The organism is Sinomonas atrocyanea (genome assembly GCF_001577305.1).
Taxonomy (GTDB): domain Bacteria; phylum Actinomycetota; class Actinomycetes; order Actinomycetales; family Micrococcaceae; genus Sinomonas; species Sinomonas atrocyanea.
The window spans coordinates 1,525,184-1,545,862 of record NZ_CP014518.1 but is presented as its reverse complement, the minus strand read 5'-3'; the positions used below and the strand labels follow the sequence as shown (position 1 = coordinate 1,545,862).

General features: G+C 73.4%; 16 protein-coding genes. 5 read left to right on the top strand and 11 right to left on the bottom strand.

All coding sequences use genetic code 11. The features are described from left to right. Nucleotides 1-26: 26 nt before the first annotated feature. The 4 genes from SA2016_RS07195 to SA2016_RS07180 form a co-directional block, all read right to left on the bottom strand. Nucleotides 27-995 carry a 4-(cytidine 5'-diphospho)-2-C-methyl-D-erythritol kinase gene (locus SA2016_RS07195; RefSeq protein WP_066496960.1) on the bottom strand — a complete coding sequence of 323 codons (969 nt, stop codon included), beginning with the start codon at nt 993-995 and terminating at the stop codon, nt 27-29. Nucleotides 996-1,004: 9 nt separating this feature from the next. Beyond that, complete coding sequence (gene rsmA / locus SA2016_RS07190) at nt 1,005-1,913, bottom strand: 16S rRNA (adenine(1518)-N(6)/adenine(1519)-N(6))-dimethyltransferase RsmA (protein WP_066496959.1); 909 nt, start codon at nt 1,911-1,913, stop codon at nt 1,005-1,007. Between the two features lie 32 nt (nt 1,914-1,945). Further along, nucleotides 1,946-3,109 (bottom strand): resuscitation-promoting factor, encoded by a 1,164-nt coding sequence (locus SA2016_RS22485; RefSeq protein ID WP_066496958.1) that lies wholly within the window; start codon nt 3,107-3,109, stop codon nt 1,946-1,948. 231 nt (nt 3,110-3,340) lie between these two features. Further along, nucleotides 3,341-4,288 carry a TatD family hydrolase gene (locus tag SA2016_RS07180; RefSeq protein WP_066496957.1) on the bottom strand — a complete coding sequence of 316 codons (948 nt, stop codon included), beginning with the start codon at nt 4,286-4,288 and terminating at the stop codon, nt 3,341-3,343. Nucleotides 4,289-4,554: 266 nt separating this feature from the next. Here SA2016_RS07180 and SA2016_RS07175 point away from each other — a divergent pair, with 266 nt between their 5' ends. Genes SA2016_RS07175 through SA2016_RS07165 form a run of 3 tightly spaced genes read left to right on the top strand, consistent with a single transcriptional unit; the run spans nt 4,555 to nt 9,237 of the window. After that, nucleotides 4,555-5,526, top strand: a complete 972-nt coding sequence (locus tag SA2016_RS07175; RefSeq protein WP_229710959.1) for an AAA family ATPase — start codon at nt 4,555-4,557, stop codon at nt 5,524-5,526. 10 nt (nt 5,527-5,536) lie between these two features. Then, the gene (locus tag SA2016_RS07170) at nt 5,537-6,895 is read left to right on the top strand and encodes a DUF58 domain-containing protein (RefSeq protein ID WP_066496953.1); all 1,359 of its coding nucleotides are present in this window, start codon (nt 5,537-5,539) and stop codon (nt 6,893-6,895) included. Then, the gene (locus SA2016_RS07165; RefSeq protein ID WP_066496952.1) at nt 6,892-9,237 is read left to right on the top strand and encodes a transglutaminase TgpA family protein; all 2,346 of its coding nucleotides are present in this window, start codon (nt 6,892-6,894) and stop codon (nt 9,235-9,237) included. Before SA2016_RS07170 ends, SA2016_RS07165 begins: the two co-directional genes overlap by 4 nt. 98 nt (nt 9,238-9,335) lie before the next feature. Here SA2016_RS07165 and SA2016_RS07160 read toward each other — a convergent pair whose 3' ends face one another. Further along, nucleotides 9,336-10,829, bottom strand: coding sequence for an NAD-dependent succinate-semialdehyde dehydrogenase (locus SA2016_RS07160; RefSeq protein ID WP_066496951.1), 1,494 nt, complete (start codon nt 10,827-10,829; stop codon nt 9,336-9,338). A 166-nt stretch (nt 10,830-10,995) separates the two neighbouring features. Then, nucleotides 10,996-11,865, bottom strand: a complete 870-nt coding sequence (rsmI, locus tag SA2016_RS07155) for a 16S rRNA (cytidine(1402)-2'-O)-methyltransferase (RefSeq protein ID WP_066502138.1) — start codon at nt 11,863-11,865, stop codon at nt 10,996-10,998. Nucleotides 11,866-11,994: 129 nt separating this feature from the next. Between rsmI and SA2016_RS07150 the strand changes: the two genes are divergently transcribed. Further along, nucleotides 11,995-13,647, top strand: a complete 1,653-nt coding sequence (locus tag SA2016_RS07150; protein ID WP_066496949.1) for a dolichyl-phosphate-mannose--protein mannosyltransferase — start codon at nt 11,995-11,997, stop codon at nt 13,645-13,647. A 118-nt stretch (nt 13,648-13,765) separates the two neighbouring features. Beyond that, nucleotides 13,766-15,652, top strand: coding sequence for an AMP-dependent synthetase/ligase (locus tag SA2016_RS07145; protein WP_066496947.1), 1,887 nt, complete (start codon nt 13,766-13,768; stop codon nt 15,650-15,652). Here the strand turns inward: SA2016_RS07145 and SA2016_RS07140 are convergent. The 5 genes from SA2016_RS07140 to SA2016_RS22175 form a co-directional block, all read right to left on the bottom strand. Then, complete coding sequence (locus tag SA2016_RS07140; RefSeq protein WP_371326658.1) at nt 15,640-16,872, bottom strand: TIGR01906 family membrane protein; 1,233 nt, start codon at nt 16,870-16,872, stop codon at nt 15,640-15,642. The two genes, SA2016_RS07145 and SA2016_RS07140, sit on opposite strands and share 13 nt — an antisense overlap. Before the next feature lie 128 nt (nt 16,873-17,000). Continuing rightward, nucleotides 17,001-18,230 carry a L,D-transpeptidase gene (locus tag SA2016_RS07135; RefSeq protein WP_066496945.1) on the bottom strand — a complete coding sequence of 410 codons (1,230 nt, stop codon included), beginning with the start codon at nt 18,228-18,230 and terminating at the stop codon, nt 17,001-17,003. Between the two features lie 144 nt (nt 18,231-18,374). Beyond that, a complete protein-coding gene (gene ahcY, locus SA2016_RS07130) occupies nt 18,375-19,868 on the bottom strand; it encodes an adenosylhomocysteinase (protein ID WP_066496944.1) in 1,494 nt (497 codons plus the stop codon). Continuing rightward, nucleotides 19,865-20,059, bottom strand: a complete 195-nt coding sequence (locus SA2016_RS07125; protein WP_066496943.1) for a Trm112 family protein — start codon at nt 20,057-20,059, stop codon at nt 19,865-19,867. The genes ahcY and SA2016_RS07125 overlap by 4 nt, the downstream gene beginning before the upstream one ends. A 91-nt stretch (nt 20,060-20,150) precedes the next feature. Then, nucleotides 20,151-20,591, bottom strand: coding sequence for a DUF3499 domain-containing protein (locus tag SA2016_RS22175; RefSeq protein WP_066496942.1), 441 nt, complete (start codon nt 20,589-20,591; stop codon nt 20,151-20,153). Nucleotides 20,592-20,679 lie beyond the last annotated feature (88 nt).

Below are 20,679 nucleotides of genomic sequence, written 5' to 3'. Positions count from 1 at the left end.
AATCCTTGCCAGTCGGGTGAAGGGGACTACAGAAGGGTATCGCTGACGATCCGGGCCCCGGGCACGGGCCCGTGGACGGCGAGCGCCTCGATCCCCTGGTGGGCGAGCTCCTCGGCGAGGTCGGCGGCGGCCGCGGCGTCGGCGGCGAGGAGGGCGACGGTGGGCCCGGAGCCCGAGACGATCGAGGCGAGCGCGCCGTGCGAGTCGGCCCACCCGAGCGTGTCGCGCAGCTGGGGGGCGAGGCCCACGGCGGCGCGCTGCAGGTCGTTGACCAGCAGGTGGGAGAGGCCGCCGGCGTCTCCGGCCCGCAGGGCGGCGAGGACAGCGGGCTCGACGTGGGTGGGCTCGGGGACGGTGAGGCCCTCGGCATCGCGGAGGCGGTCCAGCTCGGAGAACACCGCCGGCGTGCTCAGGCCGAACGGGGCCGGGACGAGGACCCAGTCGAACCGCGTGGTGGCGAGCGCCGGGGAGAGCTGGTCCCCCACCCCGAGGCCCACGGCGGCGCCTCCCAGCAGGGCGAAGGGCACGTCCGCGCCGAGCTCGGCGGCGACGTGGGCGAGCTCCTCCTTGGACAGGCCCGAGCCCCAGAGGGCGTCGCACGCGAGGAGGGCCGCGGCGGCGTCGGCCGATCCCCCGCCCATGCCGCCGGCCACGGGCACGCGCTTGGTGATGGTCAGGTGCACGCCGGTGGGGTTCTCGGTCATCTCGGCCATGAGCCGCGCGGCGCGCACGGCGAGGTTGCGCTCGTCGAGGGGGATGTCCAGCTCGTCGAGGTCCAGGGTGCTCTCGGGGCTCAGGCTCACCGTCACCCCGGGCTCGGGCGAGGTCGTGGCGGTGACCTCCTCGAACAGCGAGACGGCGAGGTAGATGCTGGCCACCGAGTGGTAGCCGTCCGGGCGGCGGGGGCCGACCCGCAGGGAGACGTTGACCTTGCCCGGGGCGCGGACCTTCACGGACCTCGGGCGGGGGTCGGGTCCGGAGGGGCTGGTGCGCATGCCCCCACGCTATCGGACGGCGTCGGCCGCGGGCGCACCCGCGTCCGCCGGACGGTGCTGCTCGGCGATGCGGGCGAAGTCGGCGATGCCGAGGACCTCGCCGCGGGCCTGCGGGTCCACGCCCGCCGCCCGCAGTGCCCGCTCCGCCTCGGCACCCGAGCCCGCCCAGCCGGCCAGCGCCGCCCGCAGGGTCTTGCGGCGCTGGGCGAAGGCGGCGTCGATCACGGCGAAGACCTCGCGGCGGCTCGCAGAGGTGACCGGCGGCTGGGTGCGGGTGAAGGCCACGAGGCCGGAGTGGATCTTGGGCGCGGGCCAGAAGACATTCATGCCGATCACACCGGCCTTGCGCATGGTCCCGTACCACGCGGCCTTGACGCTGGGGACGCCGTAGACCTTGGAGCCGGGCTCGGCCGCGAGGCGGTCGGCCACCTCGTCCTGGACCATGACGAGGCCGTGGCGCAGCGACGGGAAGTGCTCCAGGAGGTGCAGGACCACGGGCACGGCGACGTTGTAGGGCAGGTTCGCCACGATCGCGCTGGGCTGGGCGAACGGCCCCGGCGGGAGCTCGGTGGTCTTCAGGGCATCGGAGAGCACGAGCGCGAAGCGCCCGACGGCGTCGGGCCGCCAGCGCTCGACCGTGGCGGGGAGCTTCGCGGCGAGGACGGGGTCGATCTCGACCGCGACGACGTTCGCCGCCGCGTCGAGCAGGCCGAGGGTGAGCGAGCCGAGGCCGGGCCCCACCTCGAGGACCGTCTCGGACGGGTCGAGGCGGGCCGCCGTGACGATGCGGCGGATCGTGTTGCCGTCGATCACGAAGTTCTGGCCGAGCGTCTTGGTGGGCCGGATCCCCAGCTCGGCCGCGAGGGCACGGATGTCGGCGGCGCCGAGGAGCGGGCGGGAGCCGGGGGCGTCAGTCACCCGAGCATCCTACCGGGGGCCGAGGGTGCGCCTCAGCCGCCCGCCGCGCCCGCACAGCCCCACGGGGAGAGGCCGGCCTTGGCGTAATACGTGTTGGCGACGGCGATCTGCTGCTCGCGGGTGGCGAGGGCGGCGTTGGGGGCGTACTGGCCGCCGCCGTTGGCGAGCCAGGAGGAGATGTCGAACTGGAGGCCGCCGTAGTACCCGTTGCCGGTGTTCGCGGCCCAGTTGCCGCTGGACTCGCACTGGGCGATCTTGTCCCACATGGCGGCGTTCATGACGGCGGGCGCGGCGGCGCCGGTGTTCTGGCCGGTGCTGGCCGCCTTGGGCTTCGTGCCCACGAGGATCTTCTCGGTGACCGCGGCCTGGGTCACGTTCTGGGACACGAGCGTGCGCTGGGCCACGCGGCCGTCGACGGTGACGCTGCTGTAGTGCTTCTCGACCGTTCCGTCCACGCCCTGCTGCACGACCTTCGTCTCGCCCTCGCTGAGGTCGGCGCTCTCGGTCTTCTCGGTGCTGTACGGGAGCGTCTCGGTGACCGTGCTCGCGGCGGAGGTGTCGACCCGGGTGACCTTGAGCGCCATGTCCGCCACGATGGGCGCGTTGCGGGGAGCGGAGATGCGGTCGGCCGGCCCGGGGGTGATGCCCAGCTCGGCGAGGAGGTCCGCGACGGTGGCGGCCGTCGTCGTGCGCGTCACGGGGGTGCCGTCGACGATCACGGTGACGTCCTTCGGCGTGCTGATCCGGATCGGGGCCGGCGCCGCCTCGAGGCGGGTGGAGCGGTCGAGCGAGACGAGCGAGGTCGGGGCGATCCCGAGCTGGCTCACGAGCGCGGCGACGTCGGGGGCGGTCGTGTCCACGGTGCGCTGGGCCCCGTCGAGGTCGACCGTGACGCGCTTGGCGCGGCTGACGGTGACCACGGATCCGTCGGTGACCGTCGCGCCGAGGGCGGGCGAGACGCGGTCCGCAGAGCCGAGCTGCACGGACGCGCTGCGGACCACCTCGTCCACCGTGGAGGCGAAGGTCGTGACGGTGCTGGCCTGCCCGTCGACGGACAGGGTCACGGTCTTGCCGTTGACCACGAAGGCCGTGGTCCCGAGCGCGAGCGCGGCCACCACGGCGGCCTGGCCCGCGGCACGGACGGGAGAACGGCGGGGACGGACCGGTCGTGCTGCGCGGCGGCCGTGGTTGCTCACAGGGGTCCAATCGTCGGTCCATCCGGGCACGGCGGCCCCGGGCACGGGGCAGGGAGGACCGGGAGATGGACGACGGCGCGCCCGCGGCACTGCTCCTGCCTCACCCCGAGGGGGCAAGTGCCCGGCGTCTGCGGCGACCCCGGCTGTTGGGGATCACAGTAACCGAAACGTTACAGAGAGGCCAGTCAGATCACGGAATGGCTACGGGCCACCCCGTGGCGCCGCGTGGGGTCAGGCCCAGGAGCCGTAGGCCCGCTCGGTGTTGGCGGAGAGCCGCGAGCAGAGCTCGGCGAGGTCTGCTCCGAGGACCTCGGCCATGGAGCGCACCGTGTACGGGACCATGTAGCTCGCATTGGGCCGGCCGCGGTACGGGTGCGGCGTGAGGTACGGCGAGTCGGTCTCCACGAGGATCCTCTCCGGCTCGGCGATCGCGAGGGCCCGGCGCAGGTTCTCGGCGTTCTTGAAGGTCAGCGTCCCGGCGAAGGACATGAACCAGCCGTGCTCGTTGCAGGTGCGGGCGAGGTCCTCGTCCCCGGAGAAGCAGTGGAACACGACCGTCTCCGGGGCGCCCTCCTCGCCGAGGAGGCGCACCACGTCCTCGTGGGCGTCGCGATCGTGGATCTGCAGGGTCTTGCCGAGGCGCTTGGCGAGGTCGATGTGCCAGCGGAACGACTCGTGCTGGACGGTCAGGGCATCGCCCTTCGAGCGGAAGTAGTCCAGCCCGGTCTCCCCGATGGCCCGCACGCGCGGGTGGGCGGCGAGCTGCTCGATCTCGGCGTAGGCCGCCTCGAGCTCGCCCCGCGCGGCGTAGCGGGGGGCGTCGTTGGGGTGGAGGGCGACGGCGCCGAGCAGCCGGGCGTCGACGTCGAGCGCCTGCACCGTGAAGCGGGAGGAGGGCAGGTCGCAGCCCACCTGGACGGCGCGGTCCACGCCCACGGCGGCCGCGGCGTCGAGGGCGTCCCTGACGTCGACTTCCACGAGGCCGTCCCTGAAGTTCAGGTGGGTGTGGTTGTCCACCACGGGCACCGGCAGGGGCTCGGGCGCCGGCGGGTACTCGAGGCGGCGCGAGCGGCCCGACTCGTCCGCGGCGGCGCGGCGGCCGGCCGGCGAGGTTGCCTCCTCCGCCGTGCCGGCGGTGTCGGTGGGGCGGTAGGCGGCGGGAGGATGGGCTGAGCGCATGGCCTCCACTGTAGTTCGCGGACCGGCTGGGCCCGCCCGCATCGGGGCCCGGCAGGGCTGCTGTGCGGCGGTACCCGGGCCGAGCGCGATGCGGTGGCTGCGGGTAACGTGGAGCTAGGTGTGGCGCACGCCACAGCATCAGGGCCGCACGCAGGCGGCGGCCGGCCGGGAGGGCGCACATGGACGGTCATCAGGGCGGCGTCGATCAGGCAGGGGGCTCCGTGAGCGCCCTGCGTCCGCTCCACCACGCCGAGTCGCCCGAGCCCATGGAGGCGGGGCGCTTCAAGGCCGCGTGCGAGCGGATCCTCGCCTCCATCGGCCAGGTGGTCGACGGCCAGGCGGAGGCCGCACGCCTGGCCCTCACCGTCCTCCTGGCCCAGGGCCACCTGCTCGTCGAGGACGTCCCCGGGGTCGGCAAGACGATGCTGGCCAAGACCCTTGCCCGGTCCATCGACTGCTCGGTCAGCCGCATCCAGTTCACCCCGGACCTCCTCCCGAGCGATGTCACCGGGGTCTCCATCTACAACCAGGCCACCCGGCAGTTCGAGTTCAGGCCGGGCGCCGTGTTCGCGAACATCGTGATCGGCGACGAGATCAACCGGGCCTCGGCGAAGACCCAGTCCGCGCTGCTCGAGTGCATGGAAGAGCATCAGGTGACCGTGGACGGGACCTCCTACGTCCTCAGTGAGCCGTTCATGGTCGTCGCGACCCAGAACCCGATCGAGATGGAGGGCACCTATCCCCTCCCCGAGGCGCAGCGGGACCGCTTCATGGCGCGCATCTCGATGGGCTACCCGGACGCCGCCGCCGAGGCGGAGATGCTCGAGAGCCACCAGTCGGAGTCCCCCCTGCTGCGGGTCGAGCCCGTGGTGGACGCGGCCGAGATCCGAGCCATGATCGCCACCGTCAAGGACGTCTTCGTCTCCGCGCCCGTGCGCGACTACACCGTGGAGCTGGGGCGGGCGACGCGCGCGAGCGAGCGGATCCGCCTCGGCGCGAGCCCGCGGGCCGTCCTGCAGCTCCTCCGCGCGGCGAAGGCCCGCGCCGCCCTCGCCGGGCGCGACTTCGTGCTGCCCGACGACGTCGCCGCGATGGCGCCGGAGGTCCTCACCCATCGCCTCGTCCTCGACCGCCGGGCCTCGGGCAGCGGGCTCACGGCGGCCGCCGTCCTCCGGGCCGTGGTGGACTCGGTGCCCATCCCCATCACCGGGCAGTCCGGCGCCCGGCGCCACGGATAGGCGGTCCGGCATGGAGCGGCTGCCCCGGACGGACTGGCGGGGCGCCCTCACGCCGCGGGGCTGGGGCTTCGTGGCCGCCGCCGCGGTGGCGCTCATGGCCGCCCAGGTCATGGGGCGGCGGGACCTCCTGCACCTTGCCGTGTTCCTCGCGCTCGTCCCCGCAGGAGCCCTCGTGGCCAGCCTTCTGGTCCGGCCGTCGGTGACGGTCCTGCGCCGGCCGCGCCCGGAGGTCGTCGAGGCCGGGCAGAGCACGGAGGTCGCGCTGAGCCTGCGCCACAGCGGCCTGCTCTCGGGGCGCATGGCCATGACCGAGCAGCTGCCCGCCTCGCTCGGCACGGGTCCCACCTTCGTCTACCCCGGCGCATCGATCGGACGGGACGGGGCGAGCAACTACCGGTACGAGCTCGGCTGCCCCCGCCGCGGCCTCTACTGGATCGGCCCCGTCGAGGCCCGGCACTCGGACCCGTTCGGCCTGGCCGAGCGGCGCAGCCGGATCGGCGCCAGCACGAGGCTCACCGTGACCCCCGCGCCGGTCGCGCTTCCGGCCGCCGCGCTGGCCGGGCTGCGGGGGGCAGAGGGCATCATCGCGGCCAGGATCCAGTCGGTGCCGAGCGAGGACGACGTCATGACGCGCGAGTACCGCCACGGCGACCCCATGCGCCGCGTCCACTGGGCGGCCACCGCCCGGCACGGCGAGCTCATGGTGCGCCAGGAGGAGTCGGCTGTCTCGCCCGAGGCCACGATCGTGATGGACCTGCGGGGCTCCGCCTTCCCCGACGCGGGCCAGGAGGACTCCGAGGACCGCGAGTCGCCGGCGTTCGAATGGGCGGTCACCGCCGTCGTCTCCGTCGCAGCCCACCTGAGCGAGCTCGGCTACTCACTGCGGCTGCTCGAGCCCGGCGGGGGCCTCGCCCTCGCCCGCTCCTCCTCCGCGCCGGAACCGGACACCGCCGAGTACACAGGCCGCGACGGCCTCGCCCTCATCGCCGAGGGCCTGGCCGCCATCGGCCCGGCGGAGCAGGCCGCCGGGCCCGCCGGCTTCAGCGACCGGCTCCTCGACAGGCTCGAGGGCCACCGCCACCGCGGGCCGATTGTCGCCGTCCTCGGCCGGACCACGACGGAGCAGGCGCGCGAGCTGGCCTCGGCATCCGGGTTCGCCGAACGCGCGCTCGCCGTGGTCGTGGTCCCCAGGGCCGGCTCATCGCGCGGCGCGGTGGACGCCCTGCGGGACGCCGGCTGGAGGGCCGCGGAGGCCACGCCCCGCGCCTCGCTGCCGCGGGTGTGGGCCGCGCTGACCGCCGAGGATGCGCCCCTGGACCGCGGGGAGCGCCGCCCGGGCACGGCCGGCGGGGAGAGGAGCTCCGCGTGAAGATTCCCTCGCTCCGGCGCCCGCAGTGGCGCCACGTCGCCGCCGAGCTCTTCCTGGTCCTCGCCGTCGGCGGGGGGTCCCTCGCCTACGGCGGGGTACTGCGCGGGTGGTCCTGGCTGTACCCGGTCCTCGTGGTGCTCATCGCCACGGTGGCCGGCACCCTGCTTGCCCGGGCGTTCCGCTGGCACCCCGTCGCGGTAGGCCTCGCCGGGATGGCCGCGTGGACGGCCGGGATGGACTCGATGTTCTTCCGGAGCTCGAGCCTGCTCGGCCTGATCCCGACGGCCGGTACCCTCGGCGCCGCGCGGGAAGCGCTGGACCAGGCCTGGCACACGGTGGCCTACGACGCGGTCCCGGCTGCACCGAACGTCGGCATCGTGGCCCTGACGGCCGGGGCGATCGGCCTCATCGCGCTCGTCACCGAGACCATCGCCCTCTCGTGCCGCATGCCGGCGGTCTCGGGCGTCGCCGTCCTCGCGGTCCTCGTCGTCCCCGCCGTGCTCAAGCCCGAGAGCGTGGGCGCGACCGGCTTCGCCGCGGCCGCTGCCGGCTACCTCGGGCTCCTCGCCACGGCAGGCTCCGCCTACGCCTCGGGGAGCGCCGCCGAGCGCCTCGCCGCCGCGCTCTCGCCCGGGCGCTTCGCCGTGCTCGTGGCGACCGTGGTCGCCGGCGCCCTCGTCCTCCCCCAGGTCATCCCCGGGTTCGACGCCGGCACCTTCCCGGAGGGCTCACGGCTGCAGAGCCTGGGCCAGAACGTGGGCCTCAACCCGCTCATCAGCCTCGGCAACGACCTGAGGAGCTCGAACGCCGTCGGCGTCCTCACCTACGCCACCGACTCGACGGCCCCCGTCTACCTGCGCACCGTCACGGTCGAGGACTTCAACGGGGCTGCGTGGGGCCCCGAGAACCATGACGACCAGCTCCAGCGGCCCATCACGCAGATCGTGAACTCCGCGGCAGGCACCGGCCCGACCACGGCGACGACCACCGTGGTGACCACGGGCGGCTTCACGAGCCCGTACCTGCCGGCCCCCTACGCGCCCCAGTCGCTCGACGGGGTGCGGGGCGACTTCGGCTGGGATCCGGCCGACCTGAGCGTCAAGGGAGCCCCCGCCTCCAGTCAGAACCAGCTCTACGTGGTGCACTCCACGATGCCGCAGCTCACGCCCCAGGCGCTCTCCGCCGCGGTCACGGCCCCCCGCGGCATCGATCTCGTCGCCGCCCAGGTCCCCAAGGGCGTCCCGGCGAACGTCCGCACCGCGGCCGAACAGGTCACCCAGGGCGCCGCCACCCCCTACGCCCGCGCCCTGAAGATCCAGGCGTGGCTGCGCACGTTCCAGTACTCGGAGAAGACTCCGGTCGAGGACGGCTACGACGGCACCGGCATGGACGTCCTGAGCACCTTCCTGACGAAGAAGTCCGGCTACTGCATCCACTTCGCCGCGGCGATGGCCGTCATGGCGAGGGTGGTCGGCATCCCCAGCCGGATCGCGGTGGGCTTCGCACCGGGGCACCCCACCGGCCAGACCGTCGCGGTCCCGGCCTCGAAGTCCCTGCCCGAGTTCCAGGTCGACGGGAAGGATGCCCACGCCTGGCCCGAGCTGTACTTCCAGGGGCTCGGCTGGGTGCCGTTCGAGCCGACGCCCACGCGCGGGGTGCTGCCCACCTACGCCTTCACCGACACCGCGGGCCCTGGCGGCAGCAGCAACCTGGACAACCTCAACGACGGCCTGCGGGCGGCCCCGAACAAGGGGGGCGCGACCCCCGCACCCAGCGCCCCTGCTCCGGCCCCGTCCGGCGCGCGGGAGGCCGCCCCGTGGATTCCCGCCGTCCTCGTGGCGCTCGGGCTCCTCGCCCTCGCCGTCGTCGTCGCCCTTCCCGCCGCCCTCCGCGCCGCCCAGCGGCGACGGCGGCTCCGGCGCGGGCTCCGGGGGATCTGGGAGGAGCTCGAGGCCGTCGGGGTCGACCACGGGCTGCCCCCCGGCCCCGCCGACACGCCGCGCTCGTACGCGCGGCGGCTCAGCGCGTGGGACGCGGACGGCGGCGGCCTGCACCGCGCGCTCGACACCCTCACCACCGCGTACGAGCGGCACGAATTCGGGCGCCCCGGGTACGAGGCCGACGAGGAGGCCGCGCGGCATGCCGTAGCGGTGGTGCACGAGGCCGGGCGCCGCACGCAGCACCCGGTCCGGCGGGCGCGGATCGCCGCGCTCCCGCCCTCGTCCTTCGCGTGGCTCACGCGCGCCCGGACGCGGATGGCCCCCGCAGCCGAGGCTGCGGGGGCCAGGATGCGCGCCGCCCTGAGGCGGGTGCTGCACCGCCTGCGGCGGCCGAAGGACTGACTCCCCCGCCCCACCACAGGCGCGGGGACTGTCAGCCCGCGTAGGGATCCGCGATGCGGTGCTCGTTTCTCCGTCCGCTGTCGTCGCCTGCGGGCTTGTCAGCCCGCGTAGGGATCGGCGATGCCGATGTACTGCGTCGTCGTGTACTCCGCGATGCCCTCCGCGCCGCCCTCGCGGCCCAGGCCGGACTGCTTCACGCCGCCGAAGGGCGCGGCCGCGTTGGAGATGACGCCGGCGTTGAAGCCGACCATGCCGTACTCGATCTGCTCGGCCACCCGGAACATGCGCGCGTAGTCCTGGGTGAACAGGTAGGAGGCCAGGCCGTACTCGGTCGCGTTGGCGAGGCGGATCGCGTCCTCCTCGGTCTTGAACGTCGTGACCGGGGCAACCGGGCCGAAGATCTCGTTGCGGAGGATCTCGGCGTCGTTCGGGACGTCGGCGAGGACGGTCGGGGCGTAGAAGTAGCCGTCGCCCTCGAGCGGTGCACCGCCGGTGGCGACCCGCGCGCCAGACTCGACCGCCTCGGTCACGAGGGCGTGGACGTCCTTGCGGGCACCGCCGTCGATGAGGGGGCCCACGGTCGTGGACGGCTCGGTCCCGCGGCCCGGGGTGAGCTCGGCCATCGCCGCGGCGAACTTGGCCGTGAACTCCTCGGCCACGGACTCCTGCACCAGGAAGCGGTTCGCGGCCGTGCAGGCCTCGCCCATGTTCCGCATCTTGGCGGCCATGGCACCCGCCACGGCCTTGTCCAGGTCGGCGTCCTCGAAGACGATGAACGGCGCGTTGCCGCCGAGCTCCATGGAGGTGCGCAGCACGTTCTCGGAGGCATCCGCGAGCAGGCGGCGGCCCACCGGCGTCGAGCCCGTGAAGGAGACCTTCCGCAGGCGCGAGTCCTTCATGAGCGGGCCGGAGATGCTCGAGGCGGAGGAGGATGAGACGACGTTGAGCACGCCGGCCGGCAGGCCGGCCTCCTGCATGACCGCGGCGAACAGCTGCGTGGTGAGCGGGGTGAACTTCGCCGGCTTGACCACCATCGTGCAGCCCGCGGCGACCGCGGGGGCGATCTTGCGGGTCGCCATCGCCAGCGGGAAGTTCCACGGGGTGATGAGCAGGCACGGGCCCACCGGCTTGCGCTGGACCAGGATCTTGTTCTTGCCCTCGGGGCTGGTGAGGTAGCGGCCGTAGTCGCGCACGGCCTCCTCGGAGAACCAGCGCAGGAACTCGGCGCCGTAGGTGACCTCGCCGCGGGACTCCGCGAGCGGCTTGCCCATCTCGAGGGTCATGAGGAGGGCGAAGTCCTCGGCGCGCTCGGTCACGAGCTCGAACGCGCGGCGCAGGATCTCGGCGCGCTCCCGCGGCGCCGTGCGGGCCCAGGACGCCTGGACGGCGTCAGCGGCGTCGAGGGCCGCGACCGCGTCCTCGCTCGTGCCGTCCGCGATCTCCAGCAGGGTCCTGCCCGTCGCAGGATCCTCGACCGCGAACTTCTTCCCGCCGGCGGCGTCGCGCCACTCGCCGTTGACCAGCAGGCCGGTGGGGACTTTCGCGAGCAGTTCCTGCTCGCGCTCGGGGGTGACAGCGGTGTTCTCGGGCACGTCGACTCCTTCGTGGGCACGCTCGACATCGGGCGTGGGTGGACTCCTTCCACGCTAGGCCTCCGTGCCCGCAGGTGTCCATGCATCCGAGGACGATGGTGACGGACTTCACCTGTGCAGATGCACAATCGACTTCCGCGGAATTCCGCGGTTTTTGGTGTGGCTCCTACTTGGCGGCCACGACGGCGGCGTAGAGCTCCCGCTTGCTCGCCCCTGCTTCCCCCGCGACGACCGCGACGGCGTCCTTGAGCCGTGCCCCGCTGGCCACGAGCGCCTGCACGGCGCCCACGAGGTCCTCGGGGCGGGCGGGGGCGGCGGGCGGCGCGCCCTCGGCCACCACCGCGATCTCCCCGCGGACCTCGCCCTCCTCCGCCCAGGCGGAGAGCTCGCCCGCGGTGCCCCGCAGGACCTCCTCGTAGGTCTTGGTGAGCTCGCGGCAGACCGCGATGCGGCGCTCGGCGCCGAACGCCTCGGCGAGCGCACGCAGCATCGGGGCGAGCCGGTGGGGCGCCTCGAAGAAGACCATGGTGCGGGCCTCGGCGCGCAGCTCGGCGAGCCGGGACGCCCGCTCGCCGGCCTTGCGCGGCAGGAAGCCCTCGAAGCAGAAGCGGTCCGTGGGCAGCCCGGACAGGGCCAGTGCCGTGAGCACCGCCGAAGGACCGGGGACTGCAGTGACGGTGAGGCCCTGGGCAACGGCGGCCTCGACGAGCCGGTAGCCGGGATCGGACACGGCGGGCATGCCGGCATCGGTGACCAGGAGCACCGTGCCGCCGGCTGCCACGGCGTCGAGCAGCTCGGGCGTCTTGGCGGCCTCGTTGTGCTCGTGGTAGCTCACCACGCGGCCCCTCGGGTGCACGCCGAGCCCGCGCACGAGCCGCTGGAGGCGCCGCGTGTCCTCGGCGGCGATGACGTCGGCCTCGCCGAGCAGCTCCACGAGCCGCCGGCTCGCGTCGCCCAGATTGCCGATCGGCGTGGCGGCGAGCACCACGGCCCCGCCGGCCGGCCGCACGGGGTGGCCGCCGCCGTCGTCCGCCAGCTCCTCCCCTGGTTCCGCGTCCGGGAGGCTGCTGGATTCCTGGGGGGTCTCGCGAGGCTGCACGCGCCCAGCCTACGCCAGCGAAGCGAGCCCGCCCCGGGCCCCTCCGCCCCGGTAGCATGGGCCGGGATGGCCACCCAGACCCCCACCCGCCCGCCCGTGCGCAGCTGGAACTCCCCGCGCCCCCGGACTGTCGATCCCGCGCAGGACGCCTCGCGCGGTCCGGCCGCGGCCCTGCGGGAGCGCCTCGTGGGCTCCTGGACCGCGGCCGGGGTGTGGGACCGTCGGCTCGCCTGGCTCGTGCCCGTGGCCGTGGGCCTGGTCGCCGGGCTCCTGCGCTTCTGGCAGCTCGACCGGCCGCACTCCCTGATCTTCGACGAGACCTACTACGTCAAGGACGCGTACTCGTACCTCGTCGCGGGCGTGGAGCGGAGCTGGACCCAGAACGCCAACGACCTCTTCGTCAACGGGGACATGTCCGGACTGCTCTCCTCCCCCGAGTACGTGGTGCACCCGCCCGTGGGCAAGTGGATGATCGCGGCCGGGATGGCGCTCTTCGGCCCGGGCAGCTCCTTCGGCTGGCGCTTCTCCGCGGCGCTCGTGGGGACGCTGTCCGTGATGATGACGGCGTGGGCGGCCCGCCGGCTGTTCCGCTCGCACACGCTCGCCGCGGCCGCGGGCCTGCTCCTCGCGATCGACGGCCACCATCTGGTCCTCTCCCGCACCGGGATCCTGGACATCTTCCTCTCCTTCTGGCTCCTCGCCGCGTTCTGCGCCCTCCTCCTCGACCGGGACGACGGCAGGCGCCGCCTCGCCGCGCGCCTCGGTGCCCTCGCCGGGCCGGACGGGCGGATACGGCCGACGGCGCTCGTGACGGGCCCGTGGCTCGGCGTACGGTGGTGGCGGATCGCCGCAGGGGTCTGCCTCGGCCTCGCCGTGGGCGTGAAGTGGTCCGGCCTCGCGTTCATCGCGGTCTTCGGCATCATGACCGTCCTGTGGGACGCGTCCGCGCGCCGCGAGGCCGGCATCAGAGCCTGGCTGCCCGGCGCCGCCCTGCGCGACGCCCCGCTCGCGGCGGCGAGCATCCTCGTCACCGCTGCGGGCGTCTACCTCGCCTCGTGGACGGGCTGGTTCCTCTCGGACAACGGCTTCTACCGGCACTGGGCCGAGGCGAACCCGGACCCGGCATGGGGGTGGGTGCCGGCCCCGCTGCGCTCGCTGTGGCACTACCACCAGGAGGCGTACGCCTTCCACACAGGCCTGTCCACGCCGCACCCGTACGCATCGAGCCCGTGGAGCTGGCTCCTGCAGGGCCGGCCGGTGTCCTTCTACTACACGGAGCCTGCGGGCACGTGCGGGGCCAGCCACTGCTCCTCGGCCGTGCTGTCCGTGGGCAACCCGCTGATCTGGTGGGGCGGGACGGTGGCGCTCGGCGTCCTCGTGCTGCTCTGGGCGGGCCGGCGCGACTGGCGCGCCGGCGCGATCCTCGCCGGCGTCGCCGCCGGGTACCTGCCGTGGTTCATGTACCCGGACCGGACCATGTTCGCCTTCTACGCGGTCTCGTTCGAGCCGTTCCTCGTCCTGGCCCTGGCCATGGCCCTCGGGCTCGTGCTCGGCCGTCCCACGGACCCCCCCGCGCGGCGGCAGGCCGGGTTCCTCGCGGTCGGCGTGTTCGTCCTCGCCGCCCTCGCCGTGTCGGCCTACCTGATGCCCCTCTGGACGGCCGAGCCCATCCCCTACATCGAGTGGCGGCTGCGGCTGTGGATGCCGAGCTGGACGTAGCGGCGCGGCCCGCGTCGCCCCGGCCTGGAGCCGCCCCGGGATGGCAGGATGGGCGTAGGCATTGAGCGCGGCACGGGGGGCACCAGGAGACGAGCGCGAGCGCGGAGAGGACGGGCACGTGGCAGGCGGAGCGGAAGCCGGAGCAGGAGCGCACGAGGCGCGGGCGGAGGCGTCGACGCCGCTGCTGGCGAGCCTGCCGCCCGAGGCGAACGTCACCTCGCTCCTCGAGGACCGGGTGGCGGCCACCCCGGGCGCCGAGCTGTTCTCGCGGCGCACCGAGGCCGGCTGGGAGCCGGTCAGCGCCGCGGAGTTCCATGCGGACGTGGTCGCCCTCGCCCGGGGCCTGATCGCCAGTGGGCTGGACGTCGGGGACCGCGTGGCCATCGTCTCGGCGTCGAGCTACGGCTGGGCGCTCGTCGACTTCGCCATCTGGTACGCCGGCGGCGTGCCCGTGCCGGTCTACGAGACGTCTTCGCCCTCGCAGATCGCCTACATCCTCGCCGACTCGGGCGTACGCCGCGTGTTCGTCGAGAACAGCCACCTCGCCCTGGCAGTCCAGGAGGCCATCAGCTCCTCCCCCGAGCTCGGCAACGCGTGGCTGCCCATCACGCTCATGACCGAGGACGGCGGCGGCGGCTCGAACCTCACGAGCCTGGCCGGCCCGGGGCTGGGTGTCCCGGCTCAGGAGCTCGAGCGCCACCGCACCGCCGCGGACCTCGACTCGCTCGCGACCCTCGTGTACACGTCCGGCACGACGGGGCGCCCGAAGGGCTGCGAGATCACCCACCGCAACCTCGCCCTGCTCGCGGTCAACCTCCAGGCCCACCTGCCCGAGGTCGTCGGCCCGGGGGCGCGGACGCTCATGTTCCTGCCGCTGGCCCATGTCCTGGCCCGCGCCGTCCAGATCACCTGCGTGGCGGCCGGCGTCGTGGTGGGGCACTCGCGCCAGTCGACCCTGCTCGACGACCTCGCGACGTTCCGGCCCACGTTCCTCCTCGCCGTGCCGCGCGTGTTCGAGAAGGTCTATGCCGCCGCCGAGGAACGCGCCGAGGGAGTACGGGGCTCCGTGTTCGAGCGCGCCGCGGCGACGGCGCGCGAGTTCTCCCGCGCGCTCGACGAGGAGGCCGCCGGGCGCCGCGAGGGCCCCGGGCGGCGCCTGCGGCTGCGGCACGCCGTGTTCGACCGGCTCGTCTACGGCCGGCTCCGAGCCGCCTTCGGGGGGAGGGTCTCCACGATCGTCTCCGGCGGGAGCGCCCTGAGCCCGGCCCTCGCGCACTTCTTCCGCGGCGCGGGCCTGACGGTCCTCGAGGGCTACGGCCTCACCGAGACGACCGCGCCCTGCACCGTGAACACGCCGCAGGCGACGCGGATCGGCACCGTGGGGCGCCCCGTCCCCGGCACCACCGTGCGCATCGACCCCACCGGCGAGGTGCTCGTGAAGGGCATCGGCGTCATCCGCGGCTACCGCGGGGGCGGTGCCGCTGCCCCCGGCGGCGAGGGCCCGGCGTCGGCCTTCCGGGAGGACGGGTTCTTCGCCACCGGCGACCTCGGCTCCCTCGATGCCGAGGGCTTCCTCACCATCACCGGACGGCTCAAGGACGTGCTCGTGACGGCCGGCGGGAAGAACGTGGCCCCCGGCCCGCTCGAGGAGGCGCTGCGCGAGTCCGAGCTCGTCGCCCACGCGGTCGTGGTGGGCGAAGGCCGCCCCTTCGTGGCCGCCCTCCTGGCGCTCGACGGCGACCAGCTGGGTTCCTGGGCACGCCGCCGGGGGCGCACGCTGAGCATCGCCGAAGCGGCGGGCGATCCGGAGGTCCTGGCGGAGCTCCAGCAGGCGGTCGACGCGGCGAACGCGGCCGTGTCCCGCGCGGAGTCGATCCGCCGCTTCGTGGTCCTGCCGAGGGAGCTCACGCTCGAGGACGGAGACCTGACCCCGTCCCTCAAGCTCCGGCGGCAGCGCCTCGTCGAGTCGTTCCCGCAGGAGCTCGAGGACCTCTACTCCGCCTGAACCTCGGCGTCCGCGTCGGTGTGGGTGTCGGTGTGGACGCGGGAGGCCTGCCCGGCCTCCGGCTCCCCCACCGTACCGCGGGCCGCCCGCCGCTTGGGCGTCGGCCAGCAGAAGATCAGCAGCAGGCTCGCCGCGAGCAGCACCAGGACGCCGACGACGAGCGCAGAGTCCACCCAGAACTGGCCGGGGAAGAGCCGGATGAGCGAGTCCTCGAGCCTGAAGGTCCAGGTGCCGTTGGCGAAGAAGATCCGGTGGAAGTCGGTGAAGAACGTCTCCCACCCGAGCGCCGCGAGCACGGCGAGGGCGATGATGATCGCCATGGTCACGAACGAGCCCGCGAAGAGTCCGCGCCCGAACGCGCCCTTCGTCTTCCGGAGCCCGATGGCCGCGAAGACGAAGAACAGCAGCAGCACGATCCCGGCGCCGTAGGCGGAGAGGACCACGGTCTTGACGTCCGCCATATGGCTCACCTCACCGGCGGTGAAGAGGTGGTCGCCCGAGGGCAGCACGAGGTCGCCAAGGTACCGGGGGCCCGCGAGGTTCGCGAGGTAGTCGACCGCGTAGGAGCCGTAGGTGAGCCGGTCATCCGTCGTGAAGCCGTAGCCGTCACCTGGGAACCCGGGACGGTAGTACTCGATCCACAGGAACAGGGGCGTGGCCACGACGCGCACCGCTGCGATGAGCAGCAGGAAGGGGAGGAAGATCGCCATGAGCACCTGCACGATGCGCCGGCCGACGGGCCTGGACCGCGCGGCCGCATCCCGCTCGTTCCGCCGCCGCTGGACCTCGTCCTCGGGTGGGCGCACGTTGATCGCGCTCGTCGGGGACGGCTCGCGGTGCACGGAGGCCCCGCGCGCGCCGGTGCCCTCGCCGCTGGCCCCGCGGTCGCGGGAGGGCGCGTCACGGGAGGCCTCGTCGCCGGAGGCCCGCTCGCGGGACCGCTTCGCTTCTGCGCGGCTCTGCGCGGGGACCGCGACGGTGTCCGCCTGGGTCGCTCCGGACGCAGCAGGGGCAGCCTCTGGTCCCGCCGCCGCAGCGGCCTGGGGCTCGCTGGCGGCGGGGCTGGCCTCCGGTGCGGCAGCGTGCTGCCCGGTGGCTGGCTCTGATGTGCGGCGCCCCGCGCCGGCGGGCCTCATCCAGCCGAAGGCCGGCTCGTCGCTGTCGCCGGACTCGTCGAAGTCGGCCCCCGGCTCGGATCCGGAACTCTTGTCGGTCAACACTGTCACCGTCCAGTAGAGGCCCGCGGGCCTGGAGTCTGCATGGTTCTCACTCCACCGTACCGGTGTGTGCGGCCGCTCCCCCGTAGCGGCACCCACGTGTGGCCGAAGCGTTATCGCCGCGGGGCGTCTCAGCTGTTCGCGTACTGGGCCCAGGGGATGTTCCAGTCCCCGAAGCCGTCGTCGAAGTTCGCGTAGTCGCCCTGGGTGTTGATGATCTGCACGACATCACCCGTGGTCATGTTGTTGAAGACCCAGGAGGCGCCGTCGGGGCCCAGGCCGATGCACCCGTGCGAGACGTTGATCTGGCCGAGGTACGGCAGGGCGGTGTCGGTCGCCTGGTGGATGAACTCACCGCTCGGGGTCAGCCGCGTCGCGTACTCGACATCGAGCTCGCCGTAGTTGGCCGGGTCGCCGGGCTTGAGCCCGATCGAGGCGGCAACGAAGTGCGCCTTGCGCTGCTTCTCCATGAGCACGAGGTAGCCGCGGGCGGACGGGAAGCGGGTGTCGCCGAGCGTGGCCGGCCACGTGTGCACGGGCTTGTCGTTGATGTAGGCCGTGAACGTGTGGGCCGTCGCATCGGCGACGGCCGTGCGCTTGTCGCCGATGTGGACCGTGTTCGTCTTGGAGAAGTTGCCGATCTGGCCGTTGCCGAGGTCCACGCCGAAGAGGTCCATCTTGACTGTGATGGTGCTGTGGGCCGCCCAGAACGTCTCGGGGCGGTAGCGGACCATGGTGTCGCTGTACCAGTGGAAGGCGCCGGGCTGGCCGGAGGTCGAGGTGATCGTGATGGCCTTCTCGACGGCCTTCTTGTTCTTCACCGGCTCGCTGAAGGTCAGCTGAATCGGCTGGGCGACCCCGACGCTCATCCCGTCGAGGGGGTACATCGCGGCGTCGGCCTCGTTCTTGGTGGCAACGGTGGCGAACGTCGTCGTCGCCGACTCGGTGCGCCCGGCGGCGTCGATCGTGGTGTAGCTGAGCGTGTAGGTGGTGTCGAAGGCGAGCTGGCTCTTCGAGGTCCAGCCTGCCCGCGAGGAGCTCAGGGCGCCGTCGACGTCGTCTCCGGAGGCGGAGCGGAGGCTGACGTTGTCCAGGGTGCCGTTGGCCACGGTCACCGTCACGGGCGCCGCGGGGTTGACCTCCTTGGCGCCCTGCGCGGGCACCGTCGCAGCGGTCGCCTGCTTCACCACCGGGAAGGCGGAGCCGGGCTGGCTCCGCACGGGCGAGGCCTGCTCGGACGTGATGGGAGCCGCCTGGAGCGGGCCGACCGCGGCGAATACACCGCCGATCCCCGCCAACACGAGGACGGCCGCCAGAATCGCGATCTTCGCGCCCCTGGCAAGCCGCTTCCGCTCAGACATGGTTGGGGTCCCCCACTTTCTGCCGTACATCCCCTCGGCCAAGCCTACCGGCAGCAGACGGCCGCCCCGGTCACACCCCGGCTACGGTCGGGACACGATCGGGGCGGCCGGCACAGCCCGGGACGGGCAGCGGCGCGCGGGGCGTCAGTAGCGGTAGTGGTCCGCCTTGTACGGGCCGGCGACATCGAGGCCGAGGTATTCGGCCTGCTCCTTGGTCAGCTCGGTGAGCTCGACACCCAGCGCCGCGAGGTGGAGCCGCGCGACCTTCTCATCCAGGACCTTGGGCAGGACGTAGACCCGGTTCTCGTACTCACGCTGGCCGTCGCCCTGATCGCGCTTCGTCCAGAGCTCGATCTGGGCGATCGTCTGGTTGGCGAACGAGTTGCTCATCACGAAGGATGGGTGGCCCGTGGCATTGCCGAGGTTGAGCAGGCGCCCCTCGGAGAGCACGATCACCGAGTGTTCCGCCGTGGCGCCGTTGAGGCCGCTCGAGGCGGGGAACACCCACTCGTGCACCTGCGGCTTGATCTCGACCTTGCGGATCCCCGGGATCCGGGCGAGGCCGGCCATGTCGATCTCGTTGTCGAAGTGGCCCACGTTGCCCACGATGGCCTTGTCCTTCATCGCCTCCATGTGCTCGGCGAGGATGATGTCCTTGCCGCCGGTGGTCGTGATGAAGATGTCTCCCTGGTCCAGGACCGACTCGAGCCTGGCCACCTGGTAGCCGTCCATCGCCGCCTGCAGCGCGCAGATCGGGTCGATCTCGGTCACGATCACGCGCGCGCCCTGGCCGCGGAGGGCCTCCGCGGCCCCCTTGCCCACGTCGCCGTACCCGCAGACCACGGCGACCTTGCCGCCGATCAGCACGTCGGTAGCGCGGTTGAGGCCGTCGGGGAGGGAGTGCCGGATGCCGTACCGGTTGTCGAACTTGCTCTTCGTCACCGCGTCGTTGACGTTGATCGCAGGGAAGAGCAGGGCACCCTGCTCGGCCAGCTGGTAGAGCCGGTGGACGCCGGTGGTGGTCTCCTCGCTCACGCCCTTGATGCCGGCCGCGATCCGGGTCCACTTCTGGGGGTCGCGGGCCTGACCGGCGCGCAGCACCTCGAGGATGATGCGGTACTCCTCGGGGTCCTCCTCCGTCGCCTCGGGCACTGCCCCGGCTGCCTCGAACTCGACGCCCTTGTGGACGAGCAGCGTCGCGTCACCGCCGTCGTCGAGGATCAGGTTCGGGCCGAGTTCGGGGTTCGCGTCCGCGCCGGGCCAGGTGAGGATCTGCTCTGCGGTCCACCAGTACTCCTCGAGCGACTCGCCCTTCCAGGCGAACACCGACACGCCCTGCGGGTCCTCCGGGGTCCCGGGGCCGACGACGACGGCGGCCGCCGCCTCGTCCTGGGTCGAGAAGATGTTGCAGGAGGCCCAGCGGACCTCGGCGCCCAGCGCCACGAGGGTCTCGATGAGGACGGCGGTCTGGACCGTCATGTGCAGCGACCCGGCGATGCGCGCCCCCTTGAGCGGCTGCGACTCGCCGAACTCCTCCCGCAGCGCCATCAGGCCGGGCATCTCGTGCTCGGCGAGGCGGATCTGGTGGCGTCCTGCCTCGTGGAGGGACAGGTCCTTCACCTTGAAGTCGGGGGTCATGCGTGCTCCTGGTTCGCGGAGGTGGTGGTGGGCGCGAGGAGGACGGGGATGCCGTCCTCGATCGCGTAGCGCGGCGTCGTCCCGTCGGGGCCCGGCGCGGCGGCCACGAGGCTGTCGCCGTCCTGGACGAGTGCGGAACCCGTCACGGGGCACCGGAGGATGTCCAGCAGCGAGGGGCTGAGTTTCGGCATGCCCTCTAGCCTACCGAGTCCGGCAGCGTGACTGCGGCGGACCGGGGCGGTGCGACTCGCGTCAGTAGGGCCCGCGGCGGTGCGGCTCGCGTCAGTACGGCTCGCGCAGGAGCCTCAGGTGCCGCCGCGGGATGTCCGCCCCCGGCGGGACGTCGAGGGGCGCGCGGGACGGCCGGTCCCCGGCTCCCCGGTCCCCGGCGTGCTCGGAGTCCGCCCGGTGCGCGCCCGCCCGGCCGGAGGAGGAATCGTTCCCGTCGTCGCTTGGGGCCTCCCCCTCCCGGACCGCGTCGGCGAGGGCGAGGATGTCATCGGGGCTGCGGGGCGGCGCGGCCGGCAGGGCCAGACGGAGCACGTCCCAACCCCGGGGAACGGTGAGCCGTTCGGCGTGGGTCGCGCAGAGGTCGTAGCTGTGCGGCTCGGCGAAGGTGGCGAGCGGGCCGAGGACCGCGGTGGAATCGGCGTACACGTACGTGAGCGTTGCCACCGCCGCCTGGCGGCAGGCAGATCGAGAACAATGGCGTAGTGGACCCACGGCACAGAACCCTACTCCCGGGACTGCCGCTACCCGGGGATTGACCCCGCATGCCGGGCCCCGCGCCGCGTGGCCGCCGACGACTCGC

What these genes read in the sequence shown, in the direction of transcription:
- SA2016_RS07150 (WP_066496949.1), top strand. Translation starts at nt 11,995, where the DNA reads ATGGCCACCCAGACCCCCACCCGCCCGCCCGTGCGCAGCTGGAACTCC.
- SA2016_RS07135 (WP_066496945.1), bottom strand. Translation starts at nt 18,230, where the DNA reads ATGTCTGAGCGGAAGCGGCTTGCCAGGGGCGCGAAGATCGCGATTCTG.
- SA2016_RS07175 (WP_229710959.1), top strand. Translation starts at nt 4,555, where the DNA reads ATGGAGGCGGGGCGCTTCAAGGCCGCGTGCGAGCGGATCCTCGCCTCC.
- SA2016_RS07170 (WP_066496953.1), top strand. Translation starts at nt 5,537, where the DNA reads ATGGAGCGGCTGCCCCGGACGGACTGGCGGGGCGCCCTCACGCCGCGG.
- SA2016_RS07195 (WP_066496960.1), bottom strand. Translation starts at nt 995, where the DNA reads ATGCGCACCAGCCCCTCCGGACCCGACCCCCGCCCGAGGTCCGTGAAG.
- SA2016_RS07180 (WP_066496957.1), bottom strand. Translation starts at nt 4,288, where the DNA reads ATGCGCTCAGCCCATCCTCCCGCCGCCTACCGCCCCACCGACACCGCC.
- ahcY (WP_066496944.1), bottom strand. Translation starts at nt 19,868, where the DNA reads ATGACCCCCGACTTCAAGGTGAAGGACCTGTCCCTCCACGAGGCAGGA.
- SA2016_RS07125 (WP_066496943.1), bottom strand. Translation starts at nt 20,059, where the DNA reads ATGCCGAAACTCAGCCCCTCGCTGCTGGACATCCTCCGGTGCCCCGTG.